The 17,736-nt window shown below is 66.9% G+C and carries 14 protein-coding genes; 6 read left to right on the plus strand and 8 right to left on the minus strand.

What is annotated here, in order from left to right; translation table 11 throughout:
• Positions 1–12: 12 nt before the first annotated feature.
• Both ACEL_RS07340 and ACEL_RS07350 read right to left on the minus strand, forming a co-directional pair.
• Entirely contained in the window at positions 13–1,215 is a 1,203-nt protein-coding gene (locus ACEL_RS07340) for a cystathionine gamma-lyase (RefSeq protein WP_011720260.1), read from the minus strand.
• A gap of 708 nt (positions 1,216–1,923) precedes the next feature.
• Positions 1,924–3,990 (minus strand): DNA gyrase/topoisomerase IV subunit B, encoded by a 2,067-nt coding sequence (locus tag ACEL_RS07350; protein WP_041835001.1) that lies wholly within the window; start codon positions 3,988–3,990, stop codon positions 1,924–1,926.
• 398 nt (positions 3,991–4,388) lie between these two features.
• Here ACEL_RS07350 and ACEL_RS07355 point away from each other — a divergent pair, with 398 nt between their 5' ends.
• Positions 4,389–4,616, plus strand: a complete 228-nt coding sequence (locus ACEL_RS07355) for a DUF7455 domain-containing protein (protein WP_041835577.1) — start codon at positions 4,389–4,391, stop codon at positions 4,614–4,616.
• A 145-nt stretch (positions 4,617–4,761) separates the two neighbouring features.
• Here the strand turns inward: ACEL_RS07355 and ACEL_RS07360 are convergent, their stop codons facing one another.
• The 6 genes from ACEL_RS07360 to ACEL_RS07385 form a co-directional block, all read right to left on the minus strand.
• Entirely contained in the window at positions 4,762–6,063 is a 1,302-nt protein-coding gene (locus ACEL_RS07360; protein WP_011720263.1) for a hypothetical protein, read from the minus strand.
• A 12-nt stretch (positions 6,064–6,075) separates the two neighbouring features.
• Positions 6,076–6,948, minus strand: a complete 873-nt coding sequence (locus ACEL_RS07365; protein WP_011720264.1) for a hypothetical protein — start codon at positions 6,946–6,948, stop codon at positions 6,076–6,078.
• Positions 6,949–7,249: 301 nt separating this feature from the next.
• Entirely contained in the window at positions 7,250–8,692 is a 1,443-nt protein-coding gene (locus ACEL_RS12625) for an RNA polymerase sigma factor (protein WP_238378018.1), read from the minus strand.
• A 259-nt stretch (positions 8,693–8,951) separates the two neighbouring features.
• Entirely contained in the window at positions 8,952–10,343 is a 1,392-nt protein-coding gene (locus ACEL_RS07375; protein WP_011720266.1) for an alpha/beta hydrolase, read from the minus strand.
• 6 nt (positions 10,344–10,349) lie between these two features.
• On the minus strand, positions 10,350–10,655 hold the full coding sequence (locus ACEL_RS12135) for a hypothetical protein (protein WP_148204566.1): 306 nt from the start codon (positions 10,653–10,655) through the stop codon (positions 10,350–10,352).
• 275 nt (positions 10,656–10,930) lie between these two features.
• A complete protein-coding gene (locus ACEL_RS07385) occupies positions 10,931–11,545 on the minus strand; it encodes an HhH-GPD-type base excision DNA repair protein (protein ID WP_011720268.1) in 615 nt (204 codons plus the stop codon).
• A gap of 95 nt (positions 11,546–11,640) precedes the next feature.
• On the opposite strand from ACEL_RS07385, the gene ACEL_RS07390 reads away from it, so the two are divergent.
• The 5 genes from ACEL_RS07390 (at position 11,641) to ACEL_RS07410 (ending at position 17,713) form a co-directional block, all read left to right on the plus strand.
• A complete protein-coding gene (locus ACEL_RS07390; RefSeq protein WP_011720269.1) occupies positions 11,641–13,881 on the plus strand; it encodes a putative bifunctional diguanylate cyclase/phosphodiesterase in 2,241 nt (746 codons plus the stop codon).
• A gap of 281 nt (positions 13,882–14,162) precedes the next feature.
• Positions 14,163–15,833, plus strand: coding sequence for a phenylacetic acid degradation protein PaaN (gene paaN, locus ACEL_RS07395; RefSeq protein ID WP_011720270.1), 1,671 nt, complete (start codon positions 14,163–14,165; stop codon positions 15,831–15,833).
• On the plus strand, positions 15,830–16,423 hold the full coding sequence (locus tag ACEL_RS07400; RefSeq protein ID WP_011720271.1) for a TetR/AcrR family transcriptional regulator: 594 nt from the start codon (positions 15,830–15,832) through the stop codon (positions 16,421–16,423). Before paaN ends, ACEL_RS07400 begins: the two co-directional genes overlap by 4 nt.
• Complete coding sequence (locus tag ACEL_RS07405) at positions 16,413–17,090, plus strand: DUF488 domain-containing protein (protein ID WP_202943341.1); 678 nt, start codon at positions 16,413–16,415, stop codon at positions 17,088–17,090. The genes ACEL_RS07400 and ACEL_RS07405 overlap by 11 nt, the downstream gene beginning before the upstream one ends.
• A 59-nt stretch (positions 17,091–17,149) precedes the next feature.
• Positions 17,150–17,713 (plus strand): hypothetical protein, encoded by a 564-nt coding sequence (locus tag ACEL_RS07410; protein WP_041835003.1) that lies wholly within the window; start codon positions 17,150–17,152, stop codon positions 17,711–17,713.
• The last annotated feature ends 23 nt before the right edge of the window (positions 17,714–17,736 follow it).

Consider the following 17,736-nt stretch of genomic DNA (forward strand, 5'->3'; position numbering starts at 1 on the left):
GCCGAGGCAGCCCTACCGCAGACGAGCGAGCGCCTGCTCGACGTCGGCGAGTAAATCCGCTGCGTCCTCGCAGCCGCAGCTGAACCGGATGAAGCCGGGTGGGACGTCGTCGCCGCCCCACCGCGCCCGCCGCTCCGCCGTGGAGTGAACGCCGCCGAAACTCGTCGCGACGGTGACGAGGCGCAGCGCGCCGAGAAATGCTTCGGCCTCGGCAGCGCCGGCGAGCTCGAACGAGACCAGCCCGCCCGGACGACGCATCTGGCGCACGGCGAGCGGGTACGCCGGATCCGACGGCAGCCACGGATAGCGCACCCGTCGGACGGCGGGGTGCGCGGCGAGCATTGCGGCCAGTTCGCGGGCGTTGTCAGCCTGCCGAGCCAGCCGCAGATCCAGGGTGGCCAAGGATCGATGCGCGAGCCAGGTCTCGAACGGTCCGGGAATCGCCCCGGTGCTGTTGCGCCAGCCGCGGATCCGCTCGGCGAGCTCGCCGGTGCGGCAAGCAACGTGTCCCAGCACGATGTCGCTGTGGCCGGTCATCGCCTTGGTGTCACTCGCAACAGAGAAATCCGCACCAAGCAGAAGTGGCTGCTGGCCGAGTGGAGTGGCTGTCGTATTGTCGACGGCGAGCAGAGCGCCTTCGTCGCGGCATCGGCGCGCAAGCTCGGCGATATCGCAGACGTCGAGCCCTGGATTGCTCGGTGATTCGATCCACACCAGCCGGGCACCCGCGACCTGCGCGGCCATCTCCGGCCCGGTCGGAGCCCAGCGGGTCACAACCCCGAAATCGCTGAGAAATTCCTCCGCGAGACGACGTGTTGCGTAATAGCAATCGGACGCCATCAGCATGGTGTCCCCGGGTCGTAGTGTCGTGGCGAGGACGGCGGTGACCGCGGCGATTCCGGAGGCAAAAGCGATCGCCGGACCGCCTTCGAGATCGGCGAGCGCCGCCTCCCACGCCGTCCAGGTCGGATTCGTCAGCCGACCGTACTGATAAGGGCCGGCGGGCTCTCCATGCAGCACGTACGTGGAGGCGAAAACCGGACTCGGTACCAGCGGAGTGCCTTGCCCGCCGGGCATTCCGCCGGCGGTGAGAACGCGGGTGCCGTCACCGGAGACGATCGGGGTGGCGCCGGATCGGCCGGTATCGGCGGGTTCCGCGGATTGGCAGCGAGGATCGCTCTGCTCCGGATGCCGCGGCGTCCCAGCGTCGTTCATCGCAATCTCCTTACTCCTTGGGTCGATGCCGTCTCGCCTCGCCGGCGTCATTGTGATGCGCTGTGTCTCGATGCGCTGCTGTCGTGACTGGCTGGCTTACTCCTGATGCGCTGCTGTCACCCCTGAGTCGCCGTCGTCTTGAATCGCTGCCGTGACCGCTGAGTCGCTGCCGTCGAACAGCGGGCGCGATCCGATGGTCCGCTGTAGATCTCCTCGCCGGGACATTCCTGGTTTTTGCGACATTTACGCGCCATTACGACACCCGTTCGAGAATTGATTACTCACCGCTACCTTTTCTCCGCTATCCTGCGTACGGTCGCGTTGGATGCCCGAATCGCGGCTGCGCAGCGTGACGACGATCGCGCAACCGACAGCCGATATTCGGCGTCTCCATGACGTGACCTCCGACGCCGGCCACGGACGGGGGTCGTGGCCGGCGTCACCGCGACGCGGCAATTCCGCAGCCACCGCACCCATTCCGCGCACGTCCGCATACGCATCGCCCACCCGGTACGCATCGCCCACACTTCCCGGGAGATCACTCACCCCCCATGCAATTCCGCAACGACCGCATGCATCCGGCACAATTCCCCGGCTACCGGATCCATGCCACGAGTCGAACATTTCCGGTCAATCGCGCGGAACACGCGAACGGTGCGCATCGTACGAGCACGGCGTCCGCCGCGGGCATTTGAGCTCTCAAGGAATTCACACGTCGATCCGGCTGCGATCCAGCGTCGCCGCGGAGGCGGCGATGAATTCCTTGCGCGGCACGACGTCACCGCCCATGAGCAATTCGAAGGCGGCCTCGGCCGCGGCGGCGTCGGTCAGCGTCATGCGGCGCAGTACGCGATGCGCGGGATCCATCGTCGTTTCGGCCAACTGCGCGGCGTCCATCTCGCCCAGACCCTTGTACCGTTGGGGCGTCTTGTACCGGATCCCTTGCCGGTCCAGATCCGCAAGCAGCCGGTGCAGTTCCGCATCGCTGTAGGTGTAGACGGGGTCCTTGCGCCCGCTCACCTCGATCCGGTGCAGCGGTGGAACGGCGGCGAAGATTCGGCCGGCGTCCAGGAGCGGGCGCATGTACCGGAAGAACAGGGTGAGGAGGAGGCAGCGGATATGCGCGCCGTCGACATCGGCGTCCGTCATGATGATGACTTTGCCGTAGCGGACAGCATCGAGGGAAAAACTCCGCCCGGAGCCGGCACCGATGACCTGGATGATGGCCGCGCATTCGGCGTTGTTCAGCATGTCGCTGAGATCCGCTTTCTGCACGTTGAGAATCTTTCCGCGGATCGGCAACAACGCCTGAAACTCCGAATTGCGGGCCAGTTTTGCCGTGCCAAGGGCGGAATCGCCTTCGACGATGAACAATTCGGTGCGGCTGGCGTCGGTTGACCGGCAATCAGCCAGTTTCGCCGGCAGGGCGGCCGATTCTAGGGCGTTCTTCCGACGTTGCGCCTCTTTATGGGCACGGAGCGCCCGCCGGGTCCGCGCAGCGGCGACGACTTTTTCCAGCACCGCGCGGGACGCCTGGCGGTCCACCCGGCGGGTTGAGGAGAAGAACGCGCGGAGCCCGCGGCTGACGACATCGAAGACGATACGCGTCGCCGCCGGAGTGCCGAGCACCTCCTTGGTCTGCCCGTCGAATTGCGGTTCGGGGAACCGGACGCTGACGACGGCGGTCAACCCTTCCAGCACGTCGTCCTTGACGATCGGTTCGTCCTTCACCAGCCGGGCGGATCGTGCGGCGTCCGACACCACCTTGACGACGGCACGCTCAAATCCCGTGACGTGGCTGCCGCCCTTGGGGGTCGCCACCACATTGACAAAAGACCGGATCACCGTGTCGTAGCCGGAATCCCACCGCAGTGCAACATCAACGACCATCTCGCGGATAACGTCCTGCGGCACGGAATGTCCACGGTCATCGAGAACCGGGACCGTCTCGGTGAACTGCCCGGTACCCCGAAGCTGCAGCGTGCCGCTGACCGAGGTCTGCGCGCCAGCTTCCGCAGCCAGGTAGTCGGCAAAATCCTTTGTCCCGCCGGAAAATCGGAACGTTTCGGCGTACGCGGTCGTCTCGTCCCGGATCGTGATGGCCAGGCCGGGGACGAGAAATGCGGTCTGGCGGGCCCGGGCAATGAGCGCATCGAGGTCGATCCGCGCGTCGCGAAGGAAGATTTGCGGGTCGGGCCAGAACCGCACTCGAGTGCCGGTGACTTTCCGGGGCAGGCGCCGGGCCTTTGCCAGCCCACCTCCTGGCCGGAACGGCGCCTTCGGCCCCGGACCGTCGAATATCCCACGGCGGCCGCGGCGGAAGCTCATCGTCCAGGTCGCGCCGTCCCGGTCGACCTCGACGTCCAACCGGGCGGCCAGCGCATTGACGACGCTGGCCCCGACGCCGTGCAGTCCTCCTGAGGTGCCGTACGCGCCGCCGCCGAACTTGCCGCCGGCGTGGAGTTTGGTGAACACCACCTCGACGCCGGTCAACCCGGTCTTCGGTTCGACGTCAACGGGTATGCCGCGACCGGTGTCCCGGACTTCCACCGAACCGTCGGCGTAGACGATCACGTCGATCGCGTCGCCGTAGCCGGCGAGTGCCTCATCGACGGCGTTGTCCAGCAGTTCCCAGACACAGTGCATGAGCCCGCGGCTGTCGGTGGAACCGATGTACATCCCCGGCCGCTTGCGGACCGCCTCCAGCCCTTCCAGGACGAGGAGGTGGCGGGCGGTGTACGCGTCGGTCTCGGCGGCGTACGGCTGAGCGGTCATGCGGCGTCCCTGGTTGAAGAGCTGGCTACTGTGCCTCTCCGACACCCATGCCGACCTCGAGGGTGTCCGCGCGGCAAGGCTATCGAAGGCCGGCTATCGATCAGGGTTGGCCACGCCGAGCCACCGTCGATCGGCAAGAAACCTGTGGACGGCGACATACGCGGCGCGCCGGACGGCCGATCAGGCGGTGGCCGACGGCGAAAAATGATCCCGACCGATCCGGGCGCGACACCGGTCGGCACCAGCCGGCACCCGCTGGCCAAGCGGGGAGGCGGTCCGAGCGTCCGCTTACCGCGAACGCGCACCTCGGCACGGAGGATTCCGCACGGGGTAATGGTTGGATCGGATAGCGGAGAGCTACCGCTGGACGAGATAGCGCCGATGAGAGGGATGTGAAGGTGACACAGGCACTCGCGACCGAGCCGCTGACCGCTGCTGATCGTTGCGATCGGTGCGGAGCTCGTGCCTATGTCCGCGCCATCTTCCCGTCCGGCCAGTGCCTGCTCTTCTGCGCGCATCACGCCCGCCAGCACGCAGCCGCCCTCCGCGAAGCCGCTGTCGAGTTGCACGACGAGACCCACCTGCTCGCAGACGTCCCGCCCACCGCACCGGACGACGAGCGCTAGCGCGCGGCGACTGGGGCTCGCGGTCCGTGTCGCGCCACGCCCGTGCGCGACCTGCAGATGCCTTGGTTTCTCGATCGGCACCGCCGCGCGGTCGTGGCACCTACCGCGCGGCCGCGTCCTGCCGGTAATCAAGGCATGTCAGCAATCAAGAGGTGATCGTCACTGTCACCACGACCAGTTGGGCGTCGATTGAGGGTTCAATGCGCGTCCAGACCCCGCACACGATGCGGTTGCCGTCGATATCAACCCGAGCCGCGCTGTCCAGGTAAACCGGCGACGCGGGCACAGCGATCTGCCGCAAGCTGCGCGCGCCGTGGTCGTCGAACGCGCGGACATAGAGCACGTCACCATCACTAGTAGCGCCCTGGTACGCCGCAAAGCCTGGACCGGTCACCAGCATGTAGCCGTTCGCCGGACCGTTGTCGATCTCGATCGGTGTCGCCTTACCGCAGCCGGTCGGGACCGGCATCACCCACACGGAGGTCGGATCATTGATGCCCGGTTCGAGCCAGCTCACCCAGCCGTTGCGGGCTCCCCAGCTTTGAGATCCGTCCAGATGGGCGGCAACCACGGGCGCGCCGCCGTCAACCGGAATTTCCACCAGATCCGCCGACCGAAATGCCAGCACATTCTCCTGACTTGCCTCGGTCACAATGACACAGCGACGCGTGATGGTGGCGTCCGCCATCTGCGGTCCGCTCGCGACGATCCGGTCAACTCCCGTCGCGGTGTCATACACGTGCACGTCAAGTGCCGGCCCGTTTGCCACTCCGACCTGCCAGGCGGCGGGCTGGATGCTCGACCACCCGCCGGGAGTATGAAATTGCATCCAGACAATGAGGCCGTCCTCAGCATGCGGAAGAGGCACGTAAACCTCGGGGACATTGTGAGAGGACGCAAGGATTCTGTCCGTACCGGTTTCGATGTCCGTGAGGTGTAATTCCCACGCGACGGCGGGGTGCGCGTCATCCGGCACACTGTGCTCATCGGTCCAGGCGACGAAATGCCCCGTGCCGACCGCCCAATCCGTGACGCCTGCCGGCCAGCGGCTGCGAGCGATGGTGCGAATCCGGCCGGTGTCCAAGTCAAGCAAATCCACCCGCCGGGTCTGAATCTGCGGCTGTCCTTCTACCCGGCTGAACACCACGTAGTGCGACCAGGTGTGCACCCTCGCGATGTCAGTTGTCCCCATCTCATAGTGCTGTTCGGTGAGACTCACCCACGGGGTGCGGCCGGCGTAGGGGGTCAGCAGGAGCGAGCTTGCCGCCGTTGCGCTTGGCGCTATCACTCGATCGCCGAGGGAAGGCGCCGCTGGCGGCAGCAGCGTCGTCGGCGGTTTCGTTGTCATCGTGACCGAAGGCATCCGGGCCGGTGACGTCGTGCAGCCGGCAAGAAGGCTCGCAACGACCAGCGCTGCCAGGCAAAGCTCCCGCTGACCCCGTCGCATCGTTGTCAGCCCTTAGAAGACAACCGATTGGGACGGCGAGTTATGTACGGCTGTCCAGGTGTTGGAGAGATATTCCTGATGCCAACCGTACGGGTCGACTGGATAGCTTGGCGGCAAGTAGCCGAACGTGAAGACCGGATCATATTCCTCGCCGAACAGTATCGTGGGATTCGAGCTCGTGTAGTGCTGGTAGCCGTAAATCATGTTGTAATGCAGTGCCCGGTGGCCACCCCAGAACGACAGGTACATCGTTTGAACATTGGGGATGACGGCCTGATTCGTGTCGATATCCGCACCGACCGCCCAGAGCAGATCGGCCGCACTCCGCGGCGTATACACCGACCAGTACGCGCTCGTGTGCGCATTCATCGCGTTCGCAATGTTGCCGATCAGCGTTCCGGTCGTCGGTGAGGTCTGTTCCCAAATCTCCCACTGATGTTCGGGAATATCCTGGCCGCTCATCGAGAGCCAGACGTTTCGGCTGGCCGCCGGGCCGCACGTATACGTCTTTGGCCGTCCGGTCGCTGGATCGCGGTTACCGTCCCCTTCGGGGTGCATGGCGACATAGGGCAGCTGATTCGAATCGCCGCACGGCTGCTCGCGGGTGCACAACCGCATCGGCGACACGGCGCCGGCGTTCGCGTTTGCCGCGGCTCGAGCCTTCTTGTACTCGGAAAAAGACTGCAACTTCGCCGCAACTTTGGCCGCATCCTGCGGAAGCGGCTGCCAGTGCGGCACCCCTGTATCGGCAACCCCCGTGTTGGCTATCCCGTCAGCCGGTGGTACGGCGTTGCCAGGCGGCGCAGCCGCACCCGCAGGAAGTGCTGGAGTCACACACACAGACGCAAGAAGTCCGAGCAGCGTTGCTCGACGGCGAAACGTCATCTGGTCCTCCTCTCAGACCGGTCATCGTGTAGGTCGTCAGCGATCACGCGGGACACGTCGAACCAGCCAGCCGATCCCATACGGATGCAGATCACCTTCAGGTCGGTCGCTGGCAGATCGACGGCTTGACCCCCTCGCTACTGATCGCTCATTACTGATCGCGCAGTGTAACGAGCCGGTCCTAAACCGTCAAGACACCCCAAGGCATGCGCGTGTCGCCGAAACGCATGACAACCCGCCAAGACGGCGACGCAGGCGACAGACCCGGCGGGCTCGGCGGAACGGTCCAGCCAGTCGCGAACTAGTCCAGATAGTCGCGAAGCACCTGAGACCGGGATGGGTGTCGGAGTTTCGACATCGTCTTCGACTCGATCTGCCGAATCCGTTCCCGGGTCACCCCGTACACCCGGCCGATCTCGTCAAGCGTCTTGGGCTGGCCGTCGGTAAGGCCGAAGCGCATGGAGACCACGCCCGCCTCGCGCTCGGAGAGAGTCTCCAGCACCGAGTGCAATTGCTCCTGCAGCAGGGTGAACGAGACGGCGTCCGACGGCACGATCGCCTCGGAATCCTCGATCAGGTCCCCGAACTCGCTGTCGCCGTCCTCGCCCAACGGCGTATGCAGACTGATCGGCTCGCGGCCGTACTTCTGCACTTCCATGACTTTTTCCGGCGTCATGTCGAGCTCGACCGCCAGCTCCTCCGGCGTCGGGTCGCGGCCGAGATCCTGCAGCATCTGGCGCTGCACCCGGGCCAATTTGTTGATGACCTCGACCATGTGGACGGGAATGCGGATCGTCCGCGCCTGATCAGCCATCGCCCGCGTAATCGCCTGGCGAATCCACCACGTCGCGTACGTCGAAAACTTGTATCCCTTGGTGTAGTCGAATTTCTCCACCGCACGGATGAGGCCGAGATTTCCTTCTTGAATAAGGTCGAGAAAGAGCATGCCGCGGCCGGTGTATCGCTTCGCGAGGGAAACGACGAGCCGCAGATTCGCTTCCAGCAAGTGGTTCTTCGCCCGTCGGCCGTCCTCGGCGATCCACTCCAGGTCTTTGCGGAGTTCGGGCGACAGCTCTTCGCCGGAATTCAGCTTCTCCTCGGCGAACAACCCCGCCTCGATCCGTTTCGCCAGCTCGACTTCTTGCTCGGCGTTGAGCAGCGGAACCTTGCCGATTTGCTTGAGGTAGTCCTTGACGGGATCCGCGGTCGCACCCGCGTTCGTCAACTGTGCCTGCGGCTCGTCGTCATCGAGCAGAAGCTCATCCTCGACCGCAAGATCAGTCGCTTCGTCGGCTGGGTCGACGTCGACGCCGTCCGTCAACTCCACCGGATCGAGATCGACGTCCACATCGGACAGATCAATTTCGACGTCGTCGACAAACGGTTCCGCATCCAGCTCGTCGCCAACCGCATCAAGATCGATTGGGTCATCAGCCGCCGGGTCTTCGCGGGTGCGGGAGCTCTGCCGCGCTGCGCTACCCGACGTTTTCGGCTTCTTGCCGCCCGCAGCTGACTTCGACCCGGACTTCTTGCCGCGCCCACCATCGCGTTGCGCGGCCCGCCGATTCGCACGACCCGCCGCGGGCGCGCCGTTCGACGACCCGGCGTCAGGTGCTACGGAAACAGGGAGATCAGACGAAGCGGCAGGTAGGCCGCCGCCGCCGTTGGACGCCGCATCATGCGAAGCGGCCGACGTGTCGTGGGACAGCTGACGATCGACGTTTCGGGCTACCACGTTTGCCATCCTCGGCAGGTTGCGCAGAAACGACCACCGACGACTATCACGCACACACCTCTCGACCCTTGAGACGATGAGCGACCGAGCGCCTCCGGCGCATTGACGAACGCTGTTTCATTCTGGCACTCCGCTCGCCGTCGCACCGGGTGCCCGCTGACCAACCATTGTGCACCGCGTCCCGGAGTCGCGCGGATCAATGCGGACGCCGCACGGATGCCGCCCCACCGGGCTGTGATTCACCGCACATTCGGCCGCAGGGCAAGCCCTATCGTGCCGGGTCGGCATGCTCCGGACGCCCCGGCGGGTCGTCTCGCCCCGGCGGCTCGTCTCGCCCCGGCGGCTCGTCTCGCCCCGGCGGCTCGTCTCGCCCCGGCGGCTCGTCTCGCAGGGTGAAGACCATCGTGGTCGCCTGGCCGCTGCGATACGGCGCGGTGTCGGCGGCAAACTGCCGCCACTGCGGCTGCGGGGAGTCCGCGAGGAGCGCGAGCCGATCGGCGTACCCGCGGACATCGTGATTCGCCATGATGCTGTGACCATCCGCGAAGTACCGGTACGTGATCTGGGACGAACCTGCCACCGGTTTGTCGGTGCCGTCGAGATGCGTCACAAAATCCGCCGTGTTTTCGATGCTGAGCAGGTGCGTCGAGTGCGGAATCTTCTTGCCATCGACCGGTGCGCCTGCCGCGAGAACGTGCGTGATGCGCACACGCCGGCCGTTCACGGTCGGGTCACCCGCCAGATCAGCGGCGACGATGCCGCCTTCGGAGTGCCCCACCAGCATCACCGGCGCGCCGATCGGCACGCCCGCCGCGTCCAAGGCCGCGATGACACTGCGCGTATAGGCGGAGGAGCCGCGGAACAGGCTCACGAACGCACCAGGCAGGTCTTGCGGGGTGGGTGTCGAACCCATGGACCGCATCCCCGGCAAATAGACGACGTAGCGCGAGCCGCCATCGCGGTCGGCCAAGCATTGAACAGCGAGCACCGCGTCAGGAAATGCTTCGAGATCGCCTACCCTGCGAAGCATTTCCGCCGCGTCGACCGGAGGCTGCTCGGACCAGCGCGGCAGTCGTGGATTCGTGATCGCTGCTCCGGGCCCATCGGGTACCGCGGCGGCCACGGCGGAGAGCGGAACCCCGGCAACCGGGTCGACACGGAGAGGCCGCCGCAGCATGGCGTCCAGCCGGCAGAGTGGCGACCAGGCGCCGGCGACGAGCAGCTCCTCCAGGTGAGGCGCGAGAAATGTCACCGTGGCGTCGAGCGCTCGACCGAAGCGGTCACGTCCCTGGGTCAAGGAGCTCCAGCGACCGGTCACCAGGTCGTACGGCGCAGCGACCGCCCAGCCGAGGAACTCAGACCACGATCGAACCGGCAGATCGTCAACGATCTCCTCGCGGAGGACGACGGCCCGCAGTCGGCCGGCGTCGACGGCGAGGGCCGCGGCCATGCCCACCAGGCCGCTTCTGCCTACCACTGCGGCAAGAATTGCACGCTCGGCGGCCGCCACTTCCCACGGCGCGAGCAGATCGGCGACGCCGACCCCTACCTCCGCGGCAAGAGCCGCCACCGCCACGGCCTGGGTGACCAACCGGCCGCTGAGCTGCGCCCAGATGTCGCCCAACCGGCGCAATTCTTCGTAGTCCACGACGATTCGCACGGCAGGTCACCACACCTGATGGATGAACCGGTGAACGACGTCCGCCCCCGGCGCGCCGGCCAGATTGACGAGAAGGTGTCGGCGTTCGGCAGCCAGCTGCGCCAGCTGCCGCAGCTGCGCGGCTGCGTCGTCCAGACGTCCGGCGATGTGCCGAATGTCGAGGCGCCGCCGCTGCACCTGCTCCCGGAACGCGTCCGCCGCGACCGAGGTCCAGAGCGCCTGAGCCGCGTGCGTGACCAGCTCATCGCCCAGCGCCTCGATCCGGCGGGCGCGGGTCGTGAGCTCATCCGCGAGAACGTGGAGACGGTCCATGCGCTGACGGTAGGACCGAACGGCGCCACGCACCCGGCGTACGGCTGAGTTGGGGACGCCGTGGTCGGCGGCCGTGGAATACGAGCGGCCGTGGAATACGAGCGGCCGTGGAATACGAGCGGCCGTGGAATACGAGCGGCCCTTGAATACGAGCGGCCGGGAAATGCCGGCAGCCATGACACGAGCCGTCACCGTGGAAGACCGCCGACCGAGGAATATCAGCAGCCGCGGCGAGATCACCAACCGGGACAGTGCCCGCTGGCACAGCCCAGCGGTCAGCGGGTCCGACCGCGCGGCCGTCGCAGCGCCGACTCCGATCCCAGTCTCTTCGTTCCTGCCTTCATTTCTTTCTTCGTGGCCCGCACCTTCGCCAGCGACTCGGCGTCCACCACATCGGCGACCGAGAGAAAGGAATTCTCCGCGGCAAACGGTTCCGCCGCCTGCCGCCACCCTCGAGGGCGAAAGCCGCGCTGTTTCCCCAACAGAGCAAGGAAAATCTTCGCCTTCTGCGGACCGAAACCGGGTAAGACCGCCAAGCGTTCGACCACGCGCTGTCCGGTCGTCGCCGTACGCCAGAGCGCCTCGGCATCTCCGTCGTACTCGTCGACAAGAAGACGCGCCAAGCGATGCACCCGCTCGGCCATCGCGCGGGGAAAACGGTGCAACGCCGGAGGGCCGGTGAACACATCGACGAGGCGCTCCACATCGGTCGCCGCGACGGTGGCCGGGTCGAGGTCCGTGACGTCGAGGCGCTGCATCAACAAATACGGCGCGGTAAAGGCCTTTTCGATGGGAATTTGCTGGTCGAGGACCATGCCGACGAGAAGGGCGAATGCGTTCCGATCCAGTAGAGCATCCGCGTCGGGTTGTCCCGCGAGCCACGTGGCCATCGTTACTCCTCCTCCCCGACAGCCTGTCACGCTCCGCGGGAGCCGAAAAGAGGGCATGGCCTTCACTTCGGTTCGCCGGTGCCGATGTCACCGACGTGACGGACGGTCCCGCCCCCGCGCGACGACCCACGTCCCCCGGCAGACCGGACGGATGGGCCGCCGCGGCGATCGCGCACTTCCTCGCCGCGGTAGTGGATCTGCCACAACCACAGAAGGTGCTGCTCACGGCGGTCCAGCAGCTCGCGCAGACCCTGGCCGCCAACCGCGTCGCCATCGTGCAGGCCGGCCACGTCCTGGCCGGCAGCGACGACGCCGGCGACACCGACGGGCCGAAACGGCGCCGGTTGACCCGCTACACCGTACCCGTCGGCGGACCCCTGCAAGGCGAGCTGCTCATCGAAAGAGATCGCGAACTCGACGAAGCGGAGCGCACCCTGGTCACCGGAATGGCCCGGGCGGTCGAAATGAGCTACGCCATGGGCCGCACCCTGGAAGCCGAACGCCGGCTGCGCACCAGGAGCGAACGCCAGGCCAATGTGAACGCGAAACTCCTCGCGTCGTTGCGGGAACGCCAGCGCTTGCTGGAAGCCCTGTCCGGCATCCAACGCATGATTTCCCGGCGCGAACCGCTGGTGGACATCCTGGACGCCGTCGTGCGCACCGTCCACGAGGTCCTCGGTGTCGACACGGTCATCATTCGGCGCGGCCCGTCAGCGACCGTCGCAGCCCGGTGCGGCGGCACGGAGCGAACCGCCCGCTGGTTGGCCCGCTTACCCCTTCCCGACGGAACAACCGGCGGTGTCCACGACCTCGAGACAGCTAATCCGCCCGCCGGAATTGCGGTGACCCGAGCGCTCGCCGGCGTCGTCCACGAGAACGGGCGAATTGCCGGTGCGCTCATCGCAGCCACCACCGATCCCGCCCGGCTCTGGCGGGACGCCGACCGCGAAGCCCTGGGCGTCTTCGCCGACCACGTGACCCTGGCCATCACCGACGCCACCACCGTGGAGGCGATGAACCGGGCATTTCACGATTCCCTGACGGGCTTGGCGAGTCGAGCTCTGTTTCTGGACCGGCTCAACCTCGGGTTGGCCCAGGCCGCCCGATCGGGCACAAACCTCTGCCTGCTCTTCATCGACCTTGACCGATTCAAAATTGTCAACGACACGTTGGGGCACGCCGCCGGCGACGTCCTCCTCGTCGAAATCGCCAATCGCTTGCGCAGTTGCCTGCGGGCCAGCGACACCGCGGCCCGGTACGGCGGCGATGAATTCGTCGCCCTGCTGCACGACACCGACGTCCGCGGTGCGGCGATTGTCGCAGCGCGCATCATCGACGCGGTTCGCCAACCGTTACGTGTCGGCGAGATGGACGTGACCGTCGACGCAAGCATCGGCATCGCCTGCTCCGTGGCAGGCGGCACGGCGGCGGATGACTTGTTGCGCAGCGCGGACGTCGCCATGTATCGGGCGAAACGGGCCGGCCGCGGCCGATACGCCATCTACGAGCCGTCCATGCACGCGGCGCTCCTCGAACAACTGCACCTGGAAACGGAATTGCGCGGCGCGCTGCACCGCGGGGAATTCGTCGTCCATTATCAACCGATCGTCGAACTCGCCACCGGCGACATTCTCGGAGCCGAAGCGTTATTGCGGTGGAATCATCCTCGACGCGGGCTGCTCACCGCCGCGGAGTTCGTGCCGATTGCCGAGGACTGCGGGGAGATGGTGGAAATCGGCAGTTGGGTGTTACGGACGGCGTGCGCGCAAGCGCGCGCCTGGCAGCGTGAACTCGGCGAGGCACCCTTCACCATCAGCGTCAACGTCTCAACCGCCCAGCTCGCGGGCGACACCTTCGCCGGCTACCTCAAGGAGGTCCTGGAGAACACCGGCCTCGCCGCCACCTCCCTGGTGCTCGACATCACCGAGGCCTTGGTGTTGCGGGAAGAACCCTGGCTGCTTGCCCGGCTCGAAGAGCTCAAGCTCCTCGGGGTGAGCCTTGCTGTCGACGACTTCGGTGCTCGATATTCCTCACTGGCTGGCCTGCCTCGCCTCCCGTTGGACATGGTGAAGATCGACCAAGCCTTCATCGATGCCGTCGGCACGCCGGAAGGCTCGGCGTTCGCACGGAAAATCGTCGAGCTCGCCCACACCCTCGACCTGCAGGTCATCGCCGAAGGAGTGCAGACCCAGCAACAATTCGAGGAACTGCGCCGAGCGCGGTGCGAATTCGCCCAGGGATATCTGTTCGCCGAGCCGGTCGATACCGACCGTGTGCCGGCACTGCGCCCGACCGCTCAACGACTCTGGCGGCCGACCGTCCGGCGATCCCGCTGACCCGCTGGCGGGTGGCGATCCCCCAGCCGCCGGGGATTCCGCCCCGGTGCGGAGTACGCCGCCGGTTGCCCGCGTCCCACCAGCATCCGGCGTTTCCGCCTTCCGCCGACCGAACGTTCGGTCTAGCGTAGGTACGACGACCACCGGATCGCGGCTACGGCCGGATCGCGGCTGCGGCCGGGGCGTGCGGCTACGGCCGGGGCGCGCGACAACGACCGGGCAGCGCGCTCCGGACCGCGTCGGGAGCTGCGCGAACCCGAAACGGTGCACCGAGGGAGACCATGGACGATCTGTGGGAGAAACATCGGCCGCTTCTCGACGACGCGTACCGCGCCTGGCGAACCCGCGACCACTGGTCGGCGTTCCCCGAATCACCGTCCCCGCGCGTCTGGGGGGAGAGCGCGGCTGCGGCCGGTCTCACAGCCTTCGAGGCCTACCGGGGCGAGGCTTTCGCTCTTGACACCCCCGGCGCCGACGGATGGGTGGCACCCGAACAACCGCCCACCGGTATCGAGTGGGACATCCGCTATCCGCACCTCACCAGCGACGGTGCTCCGCTCCTGGTCAGCGCTTCCCAGGCCGCCCTCCCCGCCTGGCGGGACGCCGGACCGCACCGACGTGCCGGTCTTGTCGTTGAAATTCTCCACCGGCTGGCGGAGCGCAGTTTTGAGCTCGCACACGCCGTCATGCACACGACGGGTCAAGGTTTCGTCATGGCTTTTCAAGCCGGGGCTGCGCACGCCCTCGACCGGGCTCTCGAGGCCGTCGCGGTCGCCGTCCATGAGATGACCGTGGTCCCCCCTGAAGCGGAGTGGGTCAAGCCGGCGGGCCGCGACCGGTTCCAGCGGCTGCACAAGCGCTACCACATCGTGCCCCGCGGCATCGGCCTCGTCATCGGGTGCACCACATTCCCAACGTGGAACGGTTTTCCCGGACTCTTCGCCAGTCTGGTCTGCGGAAATCCGGTCATTGTCAAGCCGCACCCGCACGCCGTCCTGCCGCTGGCCATCGCAGTGCGCATCGCCCGACAGACGCTCGCCGAGCACGGCTTCGACCCGAATCTGGTGACCCTCGCGGTCGAGGCGGATGGCGAGGGACTTGCCCGCGTGCTCGCAACCCAGACCGACGTCCGGATCATCGACTACACCGGATCGTCGGCGTTCGGCGCCTGGTTGGAAGAAAACGCCCGGCATGCCGTGGTGTACGCCGAGAAATCCGCGGTGAATTGCGCCCTGCTCGAATCGACCGACAATTTCACCGGCATGACGGCGAATCTCGCGTATTCCCTCGCGTTGTACAGCGGGCAGATGTGCACGACGCCGCGGGTTTTCCTCGTACCGGCCGGGGGAATCGCCACCGACGTCGGGAAGCGCGGCGTTGACGACATCGTCGCCGCGCTGCGTACCGCCCTCGCCGACCTCACCGCCGAGCCGAAACGCGCCGCCGCGCTGCTAGGGGCAATCGTCGACGGGCGGGTCGCCGCCCGCGTCGAGGAGGCCATGCACCGGGAGGACGTCGCGATTCCGTCCCGACGGCTGGAGCATCCCGATTTCCCCGCCGCGTTGGTGCGGACACCGGTGGTGCTCCGCACCCGATTCGATGCCGACGACGCCTACCGCGCCGAGTGGTTCGGGCCCATCGCCTTCATTGTCGAAACCCCGTCGCCGGAGGTGAGTCTGACCCTGTGGGAGGACATCACACAGCACAGCGGCGGGCTCACCGCCTCGGTGTATTCGACCGATCCTGCCTTCCTGCGGCAGGCGGAGGAGATAGCGACGCGCACCGGTGTGCTGACCGCGCTGAATTTCACCGCCGACACCTACGTCAACCAGACGGCCGCATTCTCGGATTTCCACGGAAGCGCGGCGAACCGTGCCGCGACCGCCGCGATGACGGATCCGGCCTTCGTCACCCACCGGTTCCACATCGCCGAGATAAGGCAGCCGCGGTGACGGCGAGCGGCCGCTCCCCGACGCGGCGGGCCCGGTATGACCGCGCCTCACTGCTCGATGTCGCGGTCCGGGTCTTTCTCGAACGCGGCTACGACGGGACGAGCATGGCTGACCTCGCGCAGGCCGCCGGCATCACCAAGTCGTCGTTCTACCACCATGTCCCCAGCAAGGAGGCACTCCTGCAGGCGGCGTGCGACCGAGCCCTTGACGCACTCGACAGAGTGCGCCGGAGTCTGCCGGCCGGACATGCCATCGAGCAATTCGAATATGTGCTGCGGGCGACCATTCACGCCCTGGTGACCGAACTCCCGTACGTGACGGTTCTTTTACGGGTGCGGGGAAATACCACGGTGGAACGCGACGCGTTACGGCGTCGCCGGGAATTCGACCGGTTTGTCGCCGATCTGCTCGGCAGGGCCGCCGCGGACGGTGCGTTGCGGTCCGACATCGACCCACTGCTGGCCACCCGGCTGGTCTTCGGTCTGGTGAATTCCATCGCCGAGTGGTACCGCGCCGATGGCCGCCTCACCGCAGACCAACTCGGCGACACCGTCGTACGCCTGGTCATGGACGGGCTGCGTGGTGACTAGCGGCGAGACGGCGGGCCCGGCCTTGGTGACCTTTGGCCACGGCACAGCGTCCCGCGACCAAATCGTCGAACTGCTCCAGAGCGCCGGCATTCGCCTGGTGGTGGATATTCGCACCGCACCCGGCAGCCGGCGCGTTCCGCACGTCGCGCGCACCGAACTTGAGCGTTGGCTTCCCGAGGCCGGCATCGCCTACCGCTGGGAGAAACGGCTCGGTGGATTCCGCCGGCCGGCGCCGGACAGTCCGGACGTCGTGTGGCGGAACGCGTCGTTCCGGGGCTACGCCGGATACACCCGCACCGAGCCGTTTCGTATCGCGCTGGAGGAAGTCCTGGCCGCCGCAGCACGGCGGCCGACCGCGGTGATGTGCGCCGAGAGCGTGTGGTGGCGGTGCCATCGGCGGATCGTCGCCGATGTCGTCATGGTGGGATACGGCTGGCGGGTCGTGCACCTCGGCCACGACGGTCGGTTGACCGAACACGTTCCGACGGAAGGCGTACGGCGGCGTCCCGACGGGCTGCTCGTCTACGACGCCGGCACGCTGGACGCCGAACCCGCCGACGCCGAGGTCCGTGCGACACCCGACGCTTTTGCGACGCCCGACGCTTTTGCCTCACCCGACGTTTTTGCCTCGCCGCGCAGCGCCGGTGATCCGGCACCCCGCTGGTGATCCGGCACCCCACCGGTCGGGGCGAACCGGGGCCGCTTGGGATGCGCGAGACTTGTGGCATGGCAGAGGGCCAACCGGATTTCTGGCGGGCGCTCGGCCTGCTGCGCCTCGACCGGCAGGCCGGCCTCACGGAATTGGACAAACTGCTGCGCGCCGGGTCGGTACCGCCGCTCCCGGACGGCGAATTCACCATCCGGCTGGTGGCACTGACCGTCGGCTACGGTCTCGACCCCGTGCTCGAGGCACTTGCAGGCTGGCTGTTCCCCTGGCAGGGATTGCGTTTCTCCGCCTCCACCGGACGCGGTCACACCATCGCCAAGGCGGGTGCCGTCGGACTGCTCCGGCTCTTTGCGCCCCACCATCCGTCGATCGATGAGGGCCCCGGACGGGTTGGGATTGCGCCGTTCACGGCGACGATCGGACCGAGCCTCCTGGTTCCGGGGCGGGAGGTGCTGCGGCTGGACTACCGTTCGGCGCCGGAGAACCGGCTCTGGCCATTCCGAGACCTCGTCGACGAGGTGGTGGACATCGGCGAACGCCTCCTCGGGCAGGCGCTTGTCACGAGCCGAGGCCGGATCCGCCGGATCGGCTGGTTCACCCTGCAGCAGCGTGCGGCCGGATAGCGCGCCGGTGATGCCGCCGGCGT

Origin of the sequence: Acidothermus cellulolyticus 11B (assembly GCF_000015025.1) — a bacterium.
Taxonomy (GTDB): Bacteria; Actinomycetota; Actinomycetes; order Acidothermales; family Acidothermaceae; genus Acidothermus; species Acidothermus cellulolyticus.